Consider the following 16,998-nt stretch of genomic DNA (forward strand, 5'->3'; position numbering starts at 1 on the left):
TAGCAGTTGACAGATATTTAATCTTTAAAATCATGCTCTTCTACCTCCATCCTAGTAAAGTCTCTCTTTACATTATACATATTTCGCATGCAATTCTGAAATTCCTGCTCGTCCACGCCATCGTAACATTTGGCCAGATTAAACCAAGCTTTGTACTCTTTCTCTTTATATCCATGTTTTTGGGTTAAATCCAATGCTTTTTTATAGTATGCGATCGCATCCTCCACGTTGCCGGCGGTGTACGAGAGCTCGCCAATAGTGAGAAGGCTGGTGCTCAAATGCTTGGAGTCGTTATACTTTTCCGCTTGCTGGATCGCTTTTAGCAAGGCGTTTCGGGCATCTTCCATTCTGTTTTGCTTCATGTACAAAGTGCCTAAGCGGTTGTATACTTTGGTGATGCGCTGTTCTTCCTTGTGCTTCTCTTCAACTTTCAGCGCCATTTTAAAGGAAGTTTCAGCCATGGACCAGTCTTTGGTCGCCGTGTAGGCGCTTCCTAAAACGATCCAAAGGTCGCACATGCTGTCGTACAATTTGTTACGTCTTGCAATTTCAATGCCCTCTTCGGCATATTCGATCGACTCCTGATATAAGCCGATTAATCTCGAAAATTCTGCACGCAACCAGTAGAAACCAAGCAAAGTTGCGGCATCTGCAATATTCGGAATTTGGCTCCAGATCTCTTGAACCAGACGCATCCCTTCGGTGATCCGACCCAACCGATGCAAATAGATGCCTTTGTTTCTGTAGAGCAGGATTTTGATGTGCTGATTGGTTCCGTTTTCCAAAAATGCTTCCAGCCCGTTGTCAGTGAAAGAGAGGGCTTGCTCCATCTGGTTCTGGTAGTAGCTGCTGAGACTTAACAGCAAGTAGCTGGCCGCTTCCATATTTTGTTCTTTGTAAGCGTTTTGTTGGGAGAGGCGCAGGGCATTGTACAGTGCACGTTCTGCTTGTTTCCATTTTTTCTTTGACATATAGCATTTGCCTTTTAAATAATAGGCGTGGGCGATGTATGGATGTGATTCATCCAACACCAACTCTTCCAACTGCTGGAGTGCTTCGTCGACCAGACCGATCTGCCGTAGCGTAGCAACCGTGAGCATCTTAAATTTTACTTTTTTTAACTCGGATTGCTCTTTCACCAGCATTTCTGGAAGTTTATGCATCGGCAGATCTAATTTTTCCAATAAATATGAAATTTTTTCGGGGCTGACGTGGGCGACGCCGCGTTCGATGTTACTGACGGTGGCGGGGGATATGTTCTCGTCAGCCAAATCCTCCAGTCTTAGTCCACGCTCTTTTCTGACCTTGCGAATCACTTCCCCAATCTCATGCAATGCTAATGTTTTCATGCCGATCACCTCACAAGTAGTGGATTATTATTATATTACACCTTATTAAAAAAATTGGGAACTATTATATTTAAATTTTCTTAAATATAAAAGAAGAAAGGAGGGTTATGTAGACGAAGGGTTGTTAATTATGTATAAAAAAGGATACATTAATTATTGACATCTATGTTTTTGCGCCCTGAGGAGGAACAATGAAGCTAACTCCTGTACTGAAAGAATTAAAAAAAAGAATAGTAGAAGAGCACGTTTTTGATATGTCCGCGCAACTCGCTTATTATATCTTGATGTCCATTTTTCCTTTTTTGTTGCTTGCCGTTACAGTGTTAGGCTTTCTGCCTTTCACCAGTTCCGATATCCTGGCCATGATCCAGCCTTACGCCCCGCCTTCCACTTATGAATTGTTGGAATCCAATCTGGCAGTGATTTTGGACGAGCAACGCGAAGGAGTGTTATCGCTTAGCTTGATCATCACCATCTATCTGGCCTCAGTTGTTTTTCAATCCATTATTCGCATCATGGACAATGCCTATCGTGTTCATAAAGAAAGGCCGTTTTGGATGCAGGTTTTGCTGGGAATATTCTTGATGTTCGGTTTGCTTGGAGCGTTGGTGATTTCGCTGATGTTGCCCATTTTCGGCAAAGTGTTGGGACAATATGCATTTCGGATGTTTGGTTTGACAGCATGGTTTTATGAAGTATGGACGTGGATTCGCTGGGTGTTGAGTAGCCTGGTTATTTTTATGGTGTTTTTGTGTTTGTATAAATTTACTCCCAACACCCATGTTACCTTTGGACAAGCGCTGCCAGGAGCCCTCTTTGCGATGGCGGGGTGGCAAGCCAGTTCACTGGTGTTTTCATTTTATGTTTCCCTCAATAATTACTCCTTGGTGTATGGGAATTTGGGGGGGATTATCGTATTGGTAGGATGGTTTTACCTCTCTTCTATGGTATTAATATTGGGAGGGCTGTTAAATGCAGCCATATGTAAAACGAAAGAGCAGATAGAAAGTTAGGTGAGGAGATGCCGCAGTCAAAGCTGTTTCGGTTAGGATACGGAATGATCATGGTGTTGCTGATCATATTGCTGGCAAATAAGGTCAAGTTCATTTTCCAGCCGTTGGTCATTTTGGTGCAAACACTGTTTTTTCCGTTCCTTGTATCGGGTGTGTTGTTTTACCTGTTTCGCCCGGTGGTGCGGTTTTTGGAAAAGCGGGGTATTCCGCGGGGATTGGGTATTTTGCTGATTTATCTGGTGATGCTGGGGTTGTTGGTGCTCGTCGGCTTCCTGATCGGTCCGTTGCTCAAAGAGCAATTTAACCGCTTGTTGGCCAATTTTCCGCAAATGATCGACTCCGTACAGACACAACTAATCAATTGGAGCCATCATCCCTGGGTGGCCAGTTATATCGACTGGAATCAAGTGGCGACGGCGGCGTCCAATTATTTGCGGAGCAGCATCTCCACGATTGGGACGAACATTGCCAACTTTTTTTCAGTGATCACCAATATTATTCTCGTATTTGTGACCGTCCCGTTTATCCTGTATTACATGTTGAAGGAAGGAGAACGGTTTCCCCCTTACCTTTTGCGGTTATTGCCTGAGAAAGAGCGGCAACAGGGGCTCCGCATTCTCGGGGATATGGATTTTGCGCTCAGTTCGTACATTAAAGGCCAAGTGCTGGTCAGCCTGTTAGTGGGCGTGCTGGTGTATATCGGCTATTTGATTATTGGTTTAGATTATTCGCTGATCTTGGCGCTGGTAACTATGTTTACCAATGTGATCCCACTTGTCGGTCCGTTTATCGGGACGATCCCGGCAGTGATCGTGGCCCTTATTGATTCACCGATGATGGTGGTCTGGGTGTTGGTGGTGGCCTTTGTAGCCCAGCAATTGGAGGGGAACTTGGTTTCCCCGTATGTGATGGGTAAAAGTTTGGATGTCCATCCTTTAACCATCATTTTGTTATTGCTCGTGGCCGGTAGCCTAGGCGGATTTTTGGGATTGTTGTTAGCGGTGCCGACCTATGCGGTGTTGAAAGTTGTGGTCAGCCACCTGTACCGGCTGGTGCGGTTACGTGCGATGAGCAAGCAAGAAGAGTCTTAAACGACAACCTCCCGTGGTGCATAGCGGGGGGTTTTTACGCCCTTATGATGGGAAGCGGTGCAGGAAAAATGTTAAATAATAAATCACAATTTTCAGTTTGATTGCAGATATTTTTGTGGAAGAAAGGGAATGAAACAAGATAGGGGCTGGGGGGATGCAATGTTTCATTGTTGCTGTCGAATTGATATTTAATTAAAAACAGGAATATAGGAGGAATCTGTTTATTCATAGCCAATACTTTCACCAGTAAATTTAATAAATTATTAGGACAATTGATAAGATGGAGGGATAATGATGAAAGATTGGGATCCGATGGATTTAGAATGGAATCATGGGGAATTGGATGGGGAAACCAGAGAGGTAGAGATTGATACGGATGAGGATGGCATTAACATTGAGCTTGATTTTTAAACAAAGCTGGAGAGCCGGGTTTCTGGCTGCTGACAAGCCTAAATGGGTGCGAAAGGTGACTCAAGAGCTTTACCGACCGAACGTTCAATAATGAAAAGCACGCAATGTTGTTCGCTCCCCTTCCGCAACCAAGCCAGCTGGGTGAGCCCCGGCTTCTTTTTTTAATCAATTGGCCAGTTAAATCATCATCTTGAGCGACGGGGTACAGCTGCCGTTTTGCATGTAGTGGACGCATCACATGGAGTCTCGTGATGAAGGGGGGTGTTCGGTTCCTTCCCTCCATAATTTCTTTCCCAAGCGTTTGCTGAGCGGGCCGTAATCTTTCAAATTGGAGGTGTAAATCCACTGGTCGGCAGGAACTTCTGCGCAAATGATCGCATCGCCCACACTCCAACAATTACGTCCGTATTTGCTTTTTTGCCCAGATAGCATGCCGGTGAGATTGTTCACGTTGATAATGCGCTCAGCTTCGGCGATTTGCGTCAGCGAGGCCAATTCTTCTCGGCATTTGGCGTAAAATGCTTCAATGCCGCAGGAGGGTTGCGGTTGTTGGCGGCAACCAAGATCCAGCATCCACCGTTTCCCTTCTTTGACGGGTGTGGCATGAGCCCGAATGCATCGGCATTCGTCGATCACTTCATCAATGCCGTCGATAAATAGAATTTCAAATTCATCTTCAATCAGGATGTCCAGGCGCTCTAGCAATTCTTCTTTGTCATATCCCACCTTTTTGGCTAAATAGGCGAACACTTTTAACACACGGTCAAATTGCCGTGTACTGAAGCATCGCTGTCCGAGCCGAGCCAGTGCGTCTTCTACTGTCTCTTCCTCTAGCAAGAGAGTATGAAGGGTGATGCTGTTTTTCAAAAAGCTGTTTTTCAATTCGCCGATGACATAATTGGAGGTAGTGAGTGATTTGCCGTTGAGTTGCTGCCGAATTTGCCGTTGGCGCTCGGTGTCGGCTAAATACCGGTCTGCCAAAATGGTGGTGTCCAAAAAAAGTGTTTTCATTCACCGTCATCCCCCATAATCCAATTGAGACCGTGGTGACGCAACCACTGATCCACGCGTCGAAACGTTTGCTTGTTGCAGTTTCCGTTTACCAGCGCGTCGATGGAGCGGGACAGAACGTCGAGATGTTCGGCAGTCAGCCGTTCCGCCTTGGTTTTGTGAATGGCGTCGTGAATGATGAGGCAGATGCGCCGCTCGTATTTGTGCAAATCAGGGTGGAGTTCGTTTTTGAGCTGATGAAGGAGGTCTTTGATAATGCCTAGCGTCTGGACGCGATCATGCATGTCATCGAAACGCTCTTCCAGAAGGGTGAAATATTTGCGGAGCTTGCTAAAGGCGTCCGCATGCATGAAGCGCCACAGTGAGTTGGCGTTCTGTCTGGCCGGGGACTGGGGAAACAACGCTTGCCGACGGAGGGTGAGCAGATCTTTGGATAGCGCCCGCTCTTCCTCTAGCCCGGGATACAGACCCAGACCCTGTTTGACGGCGGAATGATGAAGAAACCTGAGCAAAGCGGTGATTTGTTTTTCTTCGCTGGTGCGCGTTTTATCTCTTCGGTAGGGGAAGTGGCCATCGCGCTTATTCACGTGACATCACCTTTTTCATTTTTGTCAACTCCATCAGCAGATAGTCGATGTCATCAGGGGTCAAAGTTAATGTCACTTCATCTTTATGAGGTTCGTTGTCCAAAATATAGCGTAGCCAAGGCTGTTTTCGTGAGGGATTGGACGGTGATGCGATTTCCATTTTTAATTGGGCATAGCGGAGCGGTTCCAGCCTGCCTTGTTGGTTGTCGAATGTCTTTTGATTGATTTCCCAGCTGCATCCGCTTAGTAATTTGGTTTTGGCTGTTTGTTTGATTTTGAGGGATTGCGACAATTGTGGATGGTAGAAGAGCTTTTCGATCGTTTTCAGTTTCTCCTGTACTTCGCGGCTTAATTGCTCGCCTTCTGCTAATGGAATACCTTCCTCTTCGTAATATTTTAACTCCATGTCGATCAGGAGTTCCTCGTCTTGATTCAGGATGGCTAGCAAATAACGTGGAATTTCTTCAAGGCATTGGTAGAATGTTTGTTCCTCCAGCTGGTGCTTGTGGATCAGCGACTGAACGGCGGACGGGTCAAACCGCAATTCCAACCGCTCAGGATGAACAAGGTGCAGGATCACCTGCTTCTCACGCCACAGTGCTTTGATGTGTGCGCAATACTCTTCGTAACATTTCAAACCTGCTCGTCCTTTCTCGCATGAATTGCAATGTTTAGGTATTCGCGACAGGGAGGCCTTTCCCCTGTTGCAGGAGGGGGAAAGGCGAGTTGGACCGGTATCGTCTCTTAGCGCTTGTGACCGCTTAGCGGGAAGGCAATGTCAATTGATAAAAGTGAACATCATGCCATTTGCCAAACTTATAACCCACTTCGCGCAGGATTCCCACTTCTCTGAATCCAAATTGCTCATGCAACCGAAAACTGCCTTCGTTGCCCCCGGTGATGCCGGCGATGATGACATGGTGGCCAATTTCCTGTGCCCGTGCAATGATGGATCGCATCAGCTGTTTGCCAAGTCCGCGGCCTTGCGCCTCAGGATGGACGTAGATGGAGAGTTCCACTGTATGGCGGTAAGCCGGTTTGGTGCGGTATGGCAAGAGTCCGCTGTACCCGAGGACGGTTCCATCTTCTTCGGCGACGATCAGCGGATGGACTTCAGGGGAGTGGCTGGCAAACCATGCTTTGTGTTCGGCCACAGTCTGTGCTTCCAAATCGAAGGTGGCAGTCGTCTCCACGACGGCGTAATTGTAAATGTCAACGAGTGCTGGCAAATCGGCAAGCGTGGCTGGGCGGATCACAATCATCTTTTCACACTCCTTCAAGCAAGGATTCATTTCCTATGGAATTATGCGCCCATGAGATCAAGACAAAAAAACTGCCGCTTCCCCAGGAGGCGGCAGTGTTTGGTTAAGAAAGCCGGGACATACATTATTCTTCTGCTTTGATGGAATCGTAGATGCGGTTAAGCAACTGCTGCTTGGTGTCCCACAATTTTCGAGACAAGCTGACAGGATATACTTCTGGGTTCAGAATGCGCAAATACTCTTCCCAGAACAAGGAGAGTTGTTGCTGGTGGTGTTTGCGGATTTCCGATAGGGGAGGCAGTTGATAAACGCGCTTCCCGTTTTGGAAGATCGGCTTTAATAGTGGCATTGCTTGGTAATGCTTCACTTTCTTCCGTCTGAATGGATGTTCAGGGTCGAACAAATGAAGTGGTTTGCTTTCATCGATTGTTTCTTCGACGGCCGTAATCAGATCGCCTCTCGCTTTGCCCGATTTGCGGTCGATGATGCGGTAGACGTTCTTGCGGCACGGCGTGGTGATTTTCGCCGGATTGGACGAAATTTTGATCGTGGGTGCCCATTCCCCATCTTCCAGGCGGGCCACCATTTTATAGACAGCCCCTAATGCCGGTTGGTCAAACGCGGTAATCAATTTGGTGCCGACACCCCAAGCGTCGATCTTGGCTCCCTGCGACTTCAGGTTGAGGATCGTAAACTCATCCAAATCGCTGGAAGCAGTGATTTTGGTATCGGTGAGTCCTGCTTCGTCTAGCATGATCCGCGCTTGTTTGGACAGATAAGCGAGGTCGCCGCTGTCCAGACGAATGCCAGCCAGCTTGTTCCCTTGCTGTTTCAGCTCTAACCCCACCTTAATCGCATGGGGCACGCCGCTTTTCAGGGTATCGTAGGTGTCGACCAACAGCGTGGTGGCTTCGGGAAAGGCGGCGGCGTATGCTCGGAATGCTTCCAGCTCAGTGGGGAAATCTTGTACCCATGCATGTGCGTGCGTGCCACTACTGGGTATGCCGAAGCGTTGGCTGGCGTACGTGTTGGATGTTGCGTCGAATCCGCCGATGTAAGCTGCCCGCGTGCCCCAAACTGCTGCATCCTTTTCTTGCGCCCGGCGCGTACCGAACTCGAGGAGCGTGTCTTGTCCAGCTACATGGCGAACCCGGGCAGCCTTGGTGGCGATCAGAGATTGGTAACCAACAAAATTCAAGAGGGCTGTTTCGATCAGTTGCAGTTCCATGATATTGCCCTCTACCCGGATTAAGGGCTCACCCGGAAACGCGAGTGTTCCTTCGGGCATCGCATGGAGCGTGCCGGTAAAGCGAAAAGAGCGAAGCAAATCAAGAAATTCAGGTTCAAATGCCATCTCTCGCTCAAGAAAACGGATGTCCTCCTCTTGAAAACGAAGGCCTTCCAAGTATTGAACCACCCTTTCCAGGCCGGCAAACACGACATAACCGTTGCCGAAAGGGAGTTTGCGGAAGTACAAGTCAAAAGCCCGCCGGTTTTGGTGCGTCCCGTTTTTGTAGTGAGCGTACATCATCGTCAGCTGGTATTTGTCAGTATGTAATGCGGAAATGGATAAAGACATGATTAATCTTCTCCCTATGGTGTGCTATTCGATAATTTCAAACATGATGGGAAGGATGTTTTTTTCTTGTATATAGTAAGCGCAAAGTTGGAATTCTTTATCCTTGAGCGACATAATCCACAAGCTTTTGTCGTGGAAATGCCAACCGGTCAGATCGCGGGCTGAAGGATAGGCTTGGGAAACGGGATGAGAATGAATGACACCGAGCCAGTCCAACTGGAGTTGGCGCATCTGCTTGATGTTATCCCTGTAAGACCTTGGCTCCAACTCCCAAGAGCAAGTACGATGATTCTGGCTTTGAATCGGGAAAAAATGGGTGATCGTAAAGTCGCGCCCGGCCAAAAAGCCGTATCCTTCATACGGATACTGCTCTAGGCAATACGCGTTGATTCCATGGATCACATGACGGCGAATTGAATAATAGGGCGGCTTCATCTCCAGCCCTCCTCGCAGGATGGGTAACAATCAAACAAATGATCTTTCATTATTGTATCGTGTGGGTAACACGGAAGTCTATGACAAATGGCAAACACTGGATCATTTTAACAAATAGCGGTGATAGAAGTCGAAGCGTCGGACACCGCAGCTGGGGAGGGATGTTCCCGATTTGCCTTGCAAGCTTCTCAGCGGAGCAAAGCGGTGTCGAAGCAGATCCATGATTCGCGAGGTTGAATCATCCCCTGGCGCGCGTCAGACGGTTTCCTCCAAGATGGCCACGACACGGCTCCAACCGGCGCTGGCGTTTTGGATGTTGATTGGGAATGCCGCTACTTTGAAACCATGGGGCACCGGGATCTTGTCCAAGTTGCACAATTTCTCGATTTGGCAATATTCCTTCTTCCGGCCGACCAAGTGGGCCTCCCAAAATTGTGTTTTCCCTTGCTTGGCTTCTTGCGCCATGACGTCGAAGGGGCGATCCAACCCCCAAGCATCGATGCCTATCAACCGCACACCTTGATCAATCAGCCATTCAGTTGAAGAAGCCAGCAGGCCCGGGTGGATGAGATCATAGTGCGCTTCGTTGTACTTTTTTGATGTGTCGGTGCGGATGAGGACGATGTCGTAAGGTTTCAACTCATAACGGATGCGGGTGAGTTCCGTTTGGATATCGTCGATGGTGATGCCTTCTCCTTTGCCTTTGTGGGTCATGTTCAGCACCACCCCGTCCCCGTAGCACCAGCGCAGGGGTACTTGATCGATCGTTTTGGCCGGCTGACCGCCGACAGTCGGTCCATAATGATATGGGGCGTCCACATGTGTCCCGGCATGGGTGGACAACTTCACTTCTTCTACCGCCCATGCTTTACCTTCCGGCCAATGCGATTCATTCAGGCCTAACAGGTGATTGGAGACGCTGATGCCATGTTGATGATCAAAGTATTGAATGTGATGGGGGTTGGGTTCAAAGGAGGACGTATCATTGCTCAAAGATTGGCTGAGATCGATCAAGGTGGTTTTCACACCGTTTTGCACATACGTTTCGATCATGGTTTCACCTGGTTTCTAGTAATGGATTGGAGGGAGGAAGAGAGGCTTTTCCCCCCTTGATATCAAGTATATTATTTCTCTGGACACTGTGTTGGTACTTTTCGCCGCTCCTTCCCTACCAACTTGATTCACCAAACACGCCCTAGTTGGATCACCTTAAATCCGAATGCATCCATAGATAGAATATAGTTGTTTATCACTTTTATCTTCGTCGTGTTGCCAGATTGAGCTAGTTGGTATTCTTCTGACACCCGTATGCTATGTTGGGATTTGTTCAGGATGACATGGCTGTGGCGATCGATCTTGGCCTTAAGCAGTTTCATTGGCTCCTTTTTTTTCACACGTGTGTTGCTAATGGCCTTCTTCACTTCCTTTTCCGCGGGCGAATCCCTCGCAATCAGATCTTGCACGATCTCATAATTCCCCTTGCCAGAAGCTTCTAGTTTCCTTTGTGAGAAGGTGTTGATAAATTTCTCCAGATGAGCGTAAAAGAGTTCAGGGGAATCAAGTAAGGCATTATATCCGGGATCATCTGTGTAAGGAAAGGGATTTTGCGGCGTTAGAGGCTTGAGGATGTCGATTTTGTTCAATGCGCTAAGAGATTGAGTGTCTCCATTCCGATCAATGGCGAAGGCATAGTTGCTGAAACGTATAAGAGCATATGTTTTACCGGAGCGGATGATAAGCAAACTATGGCCGGACTGTACACCTCGGAAATGAGGAGACGTTTCTTTCATTGCCCCTTCGATGAGGATATGGCTTCCCACTTCCAAGCCTTTTTGAAATGTGGCCAATCGCACCGGGTCCTGCTTTAACTTTGCCAATTCGCTGAGCACCTTTTGGTATGCCGGCGTGTTGATGACGAGGTTTTCAGGCAGAAAACGGTCGAAAAGGTGTGATGGCTGTTTTAATTTGCTGACTTCTTTGTTTACGTCATATAATGTCGTTTTGGCCAATGTGAATGTGTTATTTGGCAGGACTTGATACCAAGCCACTTGCGGAGATTGATTTGTTTTTCCCATGATCGGGATGCCGGATTTGTATTCCATTGGGAAGTGAAGACCGGGAATCTCCATGATTCCATCTTGGTTTATGTCTTTGGGGAAAAGAGGCACATGGCTACCGAGCAGATCGGAATAAGGTTCATCCTTTGCTTGAGGGGCGTTGACCGCCCATGAAGGGGAAGGCACATCTTCCGCCAAAAACACAGGCTTTCCGTTTTTCATCGTGACAATATAGTAGGTCCATTTTTCATGCTTGTTATTTTCACAGGCCAAGAAAATTGCATGCTTGTCTGCGGTTAGCATCCCTTTGAAGAAACGTCTATTTTTGCAAAAAATATCAACAAGCAAATAGCCTTGTTCCAGAACCCACTTTTTGTTTTTGTATTTGGCTACATAGATTCGCATGGCTCCGTCTTCATCGAAGTTTGCAATGTTTTCAAAGAAACCGATCACTTCCGGTTGGTTGTCGTTGTCAAGATCGATGATTTGCACTTCTGGATACATGTATAAGTAGGTGCTGGTCAATTCCCTTAAAATCTTTTTGGCTTCCATCAGGCTTGGATTTGATTTTGTTATCCTTGAAGCAGGGAGCGGTTGTAGATCGCTCGGCTTTAGGTCATAATATTTGCCACTCTCATAGTAGATGGGATCTTTGTAAATGATTTTCCCCTGTTCTACAAGCCGCCCTTGTGTACTTGGTGCTGGCTCATTTCCCCACAGAGTGCAACCTGAAATGATTAGAAGGGAGACTGGGAGCCAGATATGCCAATGCTTCATGTTAGACCCCGCTTTCGAGAAATGATAAGATAAAACTGAAAATAATGAAAACGAATAATAAACGGCATACTTAGGGGTGGATCGTTTGCGAAACAAAAGGTACGGACCAAGCCGCCACTCAACACGCCCTCTTTCATGGTATCGTGGAAACAACGAATTGAAAATCAACCTCGTCAGCCCGGATACGCAAGAAGTACGCTTCTCTGAAAGACATCCCATCATCATGCGTATCTTGACAGTGGAAATTATTCTGGCTGTGATCGCGCTTTTTGCTTATCTGTATGTGTATTCTTATAAAGCCAGTTATTTATCCTATTTTGGCATTCCTCATTATTACACGGAAGTGACAATTGCCGAAATGCTAAATAGCAGTTGGTTGATTGTCACCTTCATCGAGATGTTGCTGTTTGCCATTTATGGGATCATGGCTATTTGCACATATCATATTGTTAATCAGATGGGGATTGCCACCCCATCGCCATGGAAAAAGCGCAGAATCCATGTGCTGGCGCAGATCGTCTGTTTCGTTCTTTTCCTTGGAGCCTATTTCATTTTCTCAAGAGAAACCGATCGGCTTTTTGCCATCTGGGGTAATGCGCAAAGTGATTTTGATTTGCAGTTCATGATACAAGACTTGTCCACCTTGAATGAAATTCCCTTGATTACATTGATTGTTATTTCGTTTTATGTTTTTTTTCAAAAGCGAACCATGCCGGATCGATCACAGCAGATCATGTATTGGGTCAGCTTTTTCACATTTCTGTTTTCCCTTTTTTTCTTTTTGGTACTCACCTATTCCCATTCAGTGATTCAAGGCCAAGGCGCCGCAATGTATAACCAAGTTTATCCATTCGTCATTGAGGATGGGAAAGTGACTAACAAATTGATTGTGGGCACCTATCAGGACCAGTATCTCGTCGTTCACCTGACAAACAAAAAGCGGACCATGAAGACGAGATATGGGCAAAGGCAATTTTACACTGTCGATGACACATATCAACTTATGCCGATCAAAGAGGATGGCCCCAAAGTGGACATTACTGTCACCAATGCTACTGGAAAACGGGTCGCAGCAGGAACGGAAAAACAGAAAGAGATAAAATTCGTGAGATTAAGGCTCAAATACGGGGTTGCGAGAGAATATGATTACAAGTATTTGCATCATGTGCAAATGGACTTTGAACCATTTCCTTTAAAGAAACCCGAAGGAGGAATAAAATGAACGGCCTCCCTGTATTGCTTGTGGTCGCAGTTTTGTGTTTAAGCTCGTGCGCCAACCGCGATCCGGATCCGGATGTCCTAAAGCCCATCAAGGTGACGCAATTCAGTAATCGATTCACCAAATGTTTAAGTGACCAAGGCGGAGGGACGTTGAGAAGCAATGAGACACTTTATGTAACAGATGAGAATATTCCGTTTGATGAAGACAAATCTATGATTCGCTACCCGGCATATGGAGATTTTACCGTGCAAAAAGTAACGGATGCCAAAATGGAAGATCGCATGCTCAATGATGGCAATGTGGCCGTTTCTTTTCTACAGATCAAACTCTTGCGGGCCACAGACATCAGAGACGTGCGCATCAAGAGAGCGTTGGACAACAACCCGCAAATGACAGATTACTTTCTGTACGTCAAGTACAGAGTGGAAAACAAAACAGAAGTGCCACTTAAAATAGACAGCACCAACGGTTATCATTATCCCTTTTGCCACCTCAAACTGATGAAGGGCCAAGCCATTCTCCGTGAAGGAACCTTTAATGTGATTAGCCAAGACAAGGTGTTTACCGCTTGGACAAATGATGATTTGACGGAGATTATTGAGCCGAATGTCCCTGTTGATAATTTCATGTTGATTAACTTAAATGGCGTAAGCCCAGAAACAGTGAGAGAGGTGGATCGTTTGGATTTCACCATTGCTAGATTTTTGACATTGGAAGATGAAGAAGTCGCCTCAAAAGGCGGGGATGTCTCCTTTTCATTGCGAGAGTGGTAAAGCATGCGCAAATCATAAAACGGTGCTGACAAAAGGGGGATCTTTTCTGCATTCTCCTTTCCCAGAGGTGAGGAGTAGTTTTCGTGAATATGTATGATTATTGGATTTTTTCATTGACTATATATTAAATTTTATATTAAATTAACCTGTTAGTTTTATTTAAGATAATTGGCGAGAGGAATTTAAAAAGTTTACCTTCTTTTGCTTGATTCTATTTACGTCCATTTTAAGTGGTGTAGATCGTACTATTTACATTAGAAACCGCATTCAACGTTGAATGCGGTTTATCTTTAGATAGGGGTGTATGAGTACATGGCTGTTTTTAGACAAGAATTATCACGCGCATTTTTGGGGAAAAACTTTTTTCTAGCTTTATTTGTGGCGATTGCTCTTTGCAGTGTGGGGATAATGATGGCTGGTTTACCACGACCAATTGTTGCTGAACAGGCATATTTTCCTTGGGTATTTGGACTAGAGATTTACTCGTTTGTGGTACCGATCATTTGTGTTTGGCCATTTGCGGATACATATGCTATGGAACGTAATAGCGGGTATCTAAATTTTGTGCGGATGCGGATGGAACATCGTACTTATGTGAGAATAAAGTTGTTAATCAATGCGTTGGTTGGTGGGGTAGTTACTTGCGTTCCCACATTGGTGTTCACTATTGTTACTCTAAGTATTTATCCGAAAACGTTGAATCCAGATAACCAAATAGGTGGGGCGTTTTCGAGCTTGTTACCAGAGAATGTCGTGCTTTATATGTTTGTTTATGTGCTCCTTCATTTTGTATTTGGTGTCGTTTATGCTACTTTTGGCTTTGGGTTATCACTCTATATACAGAAGCGCTACTTGATTTTAACGATTCCCTTTATATTCTATCATGTATTTAACTTTTTGTTTGCACAAATTGAAACGCTTAGTGCTTTAAAGCCTCCATCAACGTTTTTACCTCATACTGCGAACTTTTCAACCGGGTGGACTGTTTTTGGCGAACTATTAATTATATTTATGGTTAGTTTAGTGTTTGTTTGGAAAAAAGTATCTAGTCATGAGGTGGAATGATGAATTTTTGGGGTGCTTCATATACTCATTTCATTTGGATTGGACTTAAGCGTCAATTCATGAAAGTTAGATGGTATGTATTTTTGATAGTTTGCCCTGTCTTATTTTACCAGGGAGCGGATCGATTTATCATTCAGCTAAACAACATGGGAATTCAACAACATGTTTTAAATATATGGGACATCTTATTTGATTTGTTTAGCTATAGTTATATTTTCATCTTTATGATTCCGTTTTTTTTATTCTTGGTCAGCGATTTAATGTTAGATCAAGACAGTAAAGAACAGTGGATGTTACGCATTGGTAGCCGTACGAGTTGGTGGTTTGGCAAAGTGGTTACCCTTGCTTTATTAAGCTTGTGTTATGTTTTTTTTCTAATGGTATATGCATTTGTGATAGCAGGCTTGTATCTCCCGTGGGATGAGGGATGGAGCGTGGCCATGGTGCAGCATTTGTTCCCTTTGCCAGTACAACCACAGATCATAGGGAGCATGGCACCGGGTCTCGTCTTGTTTCAAATAGGTTGTTTGTTATATTTCGGGTTATTTACTTTTGGCCTTATAACCTTCATTGCATCCATGTATACACGAAGTGGAGTGTGGGGGCTTATTATCTCTTCGTGTATTTCATTTTTGGGCTATGTCTTATTGTTGTTTCGGATTCCTATAGCAAACAGCGCATGGTTATTTCCGCGACATTTTGTGTATCATCTCTTGGATATAAATGATCTTTTCTCATCTTGGTCTCAAGTAGGTATATCGGTTGGGTACTGGATGGTAGTAGCCGTTCTATTATGGATATGGGGTAGTGTTAAAATCTCGAAGGAAGACATCAATCTAGGAGTGGCAGAATGAAAAAAAGATGGTACGCGATCATTGCATGTGGTCTCTTCGCCTTGGTCAGTTGGAGTAGCGCCACTATGCTCCGTTCTTCATCAGGTGGTTATGAAGAGTTAATCACTGTATGGGATCTTGTTATGGTTTCATTGGGTGGACCCATTGCTCAGGATGATGTCTCATTTTATGAATGGTCAAAATGGCTTATTCTCAACTTATTGTTTCTTGTTTTAATAGGAAACGCTACGTGCAGTGAATGGGTGGAGCGTGCAACATTTGTTTTGCCGCGTTATTTTACGCGTAGCAAATGGTGGATAAAGAAGGTTCTTGCATTAGGGGTAACTTCATTTGTTTATTATTTCATGGCGATCTGTACGATTTTAGTGATAGGATCTAGCCAATTTTCATGGGCGGATCATTTGGGCAAATGGCAAGGAACTGACGGGCCGTTGCAATTTAACGGTATCCATTCATTTATCATGCTAGCATGGGTATTTGTATTAAGCTGGAGTACCAGTTTAGCGATGGCAGTCCTACAGCTGGCGTTGGCTGTAAAATGGAAGAGTGTATTTAAGCCAATTCTTTTTATTTCTGTGCTTTATGTCGTTTCTTGTTTTAGTCCTTTATTTGGCAAGCAGTTGATAAAATGGTTCCCAGGCAATCAGGGGATGTTTCTTCGGCATACCGTGGTAGATCCGTATGTTCCCAGTTTTAGCCTGTCTTGGTCCGTATTTTATAATGCGATTGTTTTGATCCTTTCTATGTATATGGGTTATTTGTATGTGAAAAAAGCCGATATATTCGGATATGCGCATAAAGATAGTTTGCAATAAAAACGTAGTCGGAGGTTTTCATAATGGAATCTAAATTGGCAGTGAAATTAGAAAACGTTTCGAAGATCATTGATCAAAAGCAGATACTTAGCCAAGTCAATCTGGAAGTGGCAGAAGGGAAGATTGTCGGCTTAGTCGGCAGAAATGGGTCAGGTAAAACGATGTTATTTCGAATGATTAGTGGTTTTGTTTATCCAACAGAAGGGCGCATTTTTGTTTTTGATAAAGAAGTAGGCAAAGATGGAACCTTCCCGCAAGATGTAGGTGTGATTATCGAAACGCCCGGATTTATCCCGGAATATAGTGGTTTTAAGAATTTGAAAATGTTGGCTTCACTGAGAAATAAAATATCCGATGCCGACATTGAACAAGTAATGGAGCAAGTAGGTCTTGATCCCCGTGATAAAAAGGCCGTTCGTAAGTACTCATTGGGAATGCGCCAGCGATTAGGGATTGCACAAGCCATCATGGAACAACCAAAACTCCTCTTATTGGATGAACCTACAAATGGATTAGACACGGATGGAGTGGAAATGCTTCATCAACTTCTATTAAACTTACGCAAAGATGGGGTAAGTATTCTTTTGGCAAGTCATTATATGGAGGAAATCGAGAAGTTGTGTGATGAAGTTTATAAAGTAGAAAAGGGAACAGTAACACCGATCTCCGATTTTAAAAGTTGAGGACATATGTGGAT

The 16,998-nt window shown here is 45.0% G+C and carries 17 protein-coding genes; 8 read left to right on the forward strand and 9 right to left on the reverse strand.

Annotated elements, in window-relative coordinates; translation table 11 throughout:
• Nucleotides 1-17 precede the first annotated feature (17 nt).
• The gene (locus EDC32_RS00125; RefSeq protein WP_022738555.1) at nucleotides 18-1,349 is read right to left on the reverse strand and encodes a tetratricopeptide repeat protein; all 1,332 of its coding nucleotides are present in this window, start codon (nucleotides 1,347-1,349) and stop codon (nucleotides 18-20) included.
• 191 nt (nucleotides 1,350-1,540) lie between these two features.
• On the opposite strand from EDC32_RS00125, the gene EDC32_RS00130 reads away from it, so the two are divergent.
• Both EDC32_RS00130 and EDC32_RS00135 read left to right on the forward strand, forming a co-directional pair.
• Nucleotides 1,541-2,362 carry a YihY/virulence factor BrkB family protein gene (locus tag EDC32_RS00130; RefSeq protein ID WP_132219529.1) on the forward strand — a complete coding sequence of 274 codons (822 nt, stop codon included), beginning with the start codon at nucleotides 1,541-1,543 and terminating at the stop codon, nucleotides 2,360-2,362.
• A gap of 8 nt (nucleotides 2,363-2,370) precedes the next feature.
• On the forward strand, nucleotides 2,371-3,453 hold the full coding sequence (locus EDC32_RS00135) for an AI-2E family transporter (protein ID WP_022738558.1): 1,083 nt from the start codon (nucleotides 2,371-2,373) through the stop codon (nucleotides 3,451-3,453).
• A gap of 645 nt (nucleotides 3,454-4,098) precedes the next feature.
• Here the strand turns inward: EDC32_RS00135 and EDC32_RS00140 are convergent.
• The 8 genes from EDC32_RS00140 to EDC32_RS00175 form a co-directional block, all read right to left on the reverse strand.
• The gene (locus EDC32_RS00140; protein WP_054095684.1) at nucleotides 4,099-4,875 is read right to left on the reverse strand and encodes a hypothetical protein; all 777 of its coding nucleotides are present in this window, start codon (nucleotides 4,873-4,875) and stop codon (nucleotides 4,099-4,101) included.
• A complete protein-coding gene (locus EDC32_RS00145; RefSeq protein ID WP_054095683.1) occupies nucleotides 4,872-5,462 on the reverse strand; it encodes a hypothetical protein in 591 nt (196 codons plus the stop codon). Before EDC32_RS00145 ends, EDC32_RS00140 begins: the two co-directional genes overlap by 4 nt.
• Nucleotides 5,455-6,099 carry a hypothetical protein gene (locus tag EDC32_RS00150; protein ID WP_132219530.1) on the reverse strand — a complete coding sequence of 215 codons (645 nt, stop codon included), beginning with the start codon at nucleotides 6,097-6,099 and terminating at the stop codon, nucleotides 5,455-5,457. The genes EDC32_RS00145 and EDC32_RS00150 overlap by 8 nt, the downstream gene beginning before the upstream one ends.
• A gap of 124 nt (nucleotides 6,100-6,223) precedes the next feature.
• On the reverse strand, nucleotides 6,224-6,724 hold the full coding sequence (locus EDC32_RS00155) for a GNAT family N-acetyltransferase (RefSeq protein WP_132219531.1): 501 nt from the start codon (nucleotides 6,722-6,724) through the stop codon (nucleotides 6,224-6,226).
• Nucleotides 6,725-6,848: 124 nt separating this feature from the next.
• Nucleotides 6,849-8,303, reverse strand: coding sequence for a nicotinate phosphoribosyltransferase (locus tag EDC32_RS00160; RefSeq protein WP_132219532.1), 1,455 nt, complete (start codon nucleotides 8,301-8,303; stop codon nucleotides 6,849-6,851).
• Between the two features lie 24 nt (nucleotides 8,304-8,327).
• Nucleotides 8,328-8,738, reverse strand: coding sequence for a M67 family metallopeptidase (locus EDC32_RS00165; RefSeq protein WP_132219533.1), 411 nt, complete (start codon nucleotides 8,736-8,738; stop codon nucleotides 8,328-8,330).
• Between the two features lie 255 nt (nucleotides 8,739-8,993).
• Nucleotides 8,994-9,791 (reverse strand): cyclase family protein, encoded by a 798-nt coding sequence (locus tag EDC32_RS00170; protein WP_132219534.1) that lies wholly within the window; start codon nucleotides 9,789-9,791, stop codon nucleotides 8,994-8,996.
• 128 nt (nucleotides 9,792-9,919) lie between these two features.
• Nucleotides 9,920-11,572, reverse strand: a complete 1,653-nt coding sequence (locus tag EDC32_RS00175) for a TcaA NTF2-like domain-containing protein (RefSeq protein WP_132219535.1) — start codon at nucleotides 11,570-11,572, stop codon at nucleotides 9,920-9,922.
• An 85-nt stretch (nucleotides 11,573-11,657) separates the two neighbouring features.
• On the opposite strand from EDC32_RS00175, the gene EDC32_RS00180 reads away from it, so the two are divergent.
• From EDC32_RS00180 to EDC32_RS00205, 6 genes are all read left to right on the forward strand, one after another.
• Nucleotides 11,658-12,794 (forward strand): hypothetical protein, encoded by a 1,137-nt coding sequence (locus EDC32_RS00180; RefSeq protein ID WP_132219536.1) that lies wholly within the window; start codon nucleotides 11,658-11,660, stop codon nucleotides 12,792-12,794.
• Nucleotides 12,791-13,567: a hypothetical protein gene (locus EDC32_RS00185; RefSeq protein ID WP_132219537.1), complete on the forward strand. Its 777-nt coding sequence runs from the start codon at nucleotides 12,791-12,793 to the stop codon at nucleotides 13,565-13,567. The genes EDC32_RS00180 and EDC32_RS00185 overlap by 4 nt, the downstream gene beginning before the upstream one ends.
• Nucleotides 13,568-13,879: 312 nt before the next feature.
• Nucleotides 13,880-14,632: a hypothetical protein gene (locus EDC32_RS00190; protein ID WP_132219538.1), complete on the forward strand. Its 753-nt coding sequence runs from the start codon at nucleotides 13,880-13,882 to the stop codon at nucleotides 14,630-14,632.
• Nucleotides 14,632-15,486, forward strand: a complete 855-nt coding sequence (locus EDC32_RS00195) for a hypothetical protein (RefSeq protein WP_132219539.1) — start codon at nucleotides 14,632-14,634, stop codon at nucleotides 15,484-15,486. Before EDC32_RS00190 ends, EDC32_RS00195 begins: the two co-directional genes overlap by 1 nt.
• A complete protein-coding gene (locus tag EDC32_RS00200; protein ID WP_132219540.1) occupies nucleotides 15,483-16,301 on the forward strand; it encodes an ABC-2 family transporter permease in 819 nt (272 codons plus the stop codon). Before EDC32_RS00195 ends, EDC32_RS00200 begins: the two co-directional genes overlap by 4 nt.
• A 23-nt stretch (nucleotides 16,302-16,324) precedes the next feature.
• Nucleotides 16,325-16,984 (forward strand): ABC transporter ATP-binding protein, encoded by a 660-nt coding sequence (locus EDC32_RS00205; RefSeq protein WP_132219541.1) that lies wholly within the window; start codon nucleotides 16,325-16,327, stop codon nucleotides 16,982-16,984.
• Nucleotides 16,985-16,998: the final 14 nt, after the last annotated feature.

This window comes from Laceyella sacchari (genome assembly GCF_004343255.1).
GTDB lineage: Bacteria > Bacillota > Bacilli > Thermoactinomycetales > Thermoactinomycetaceae > Laceyella > Laceyella sacchari.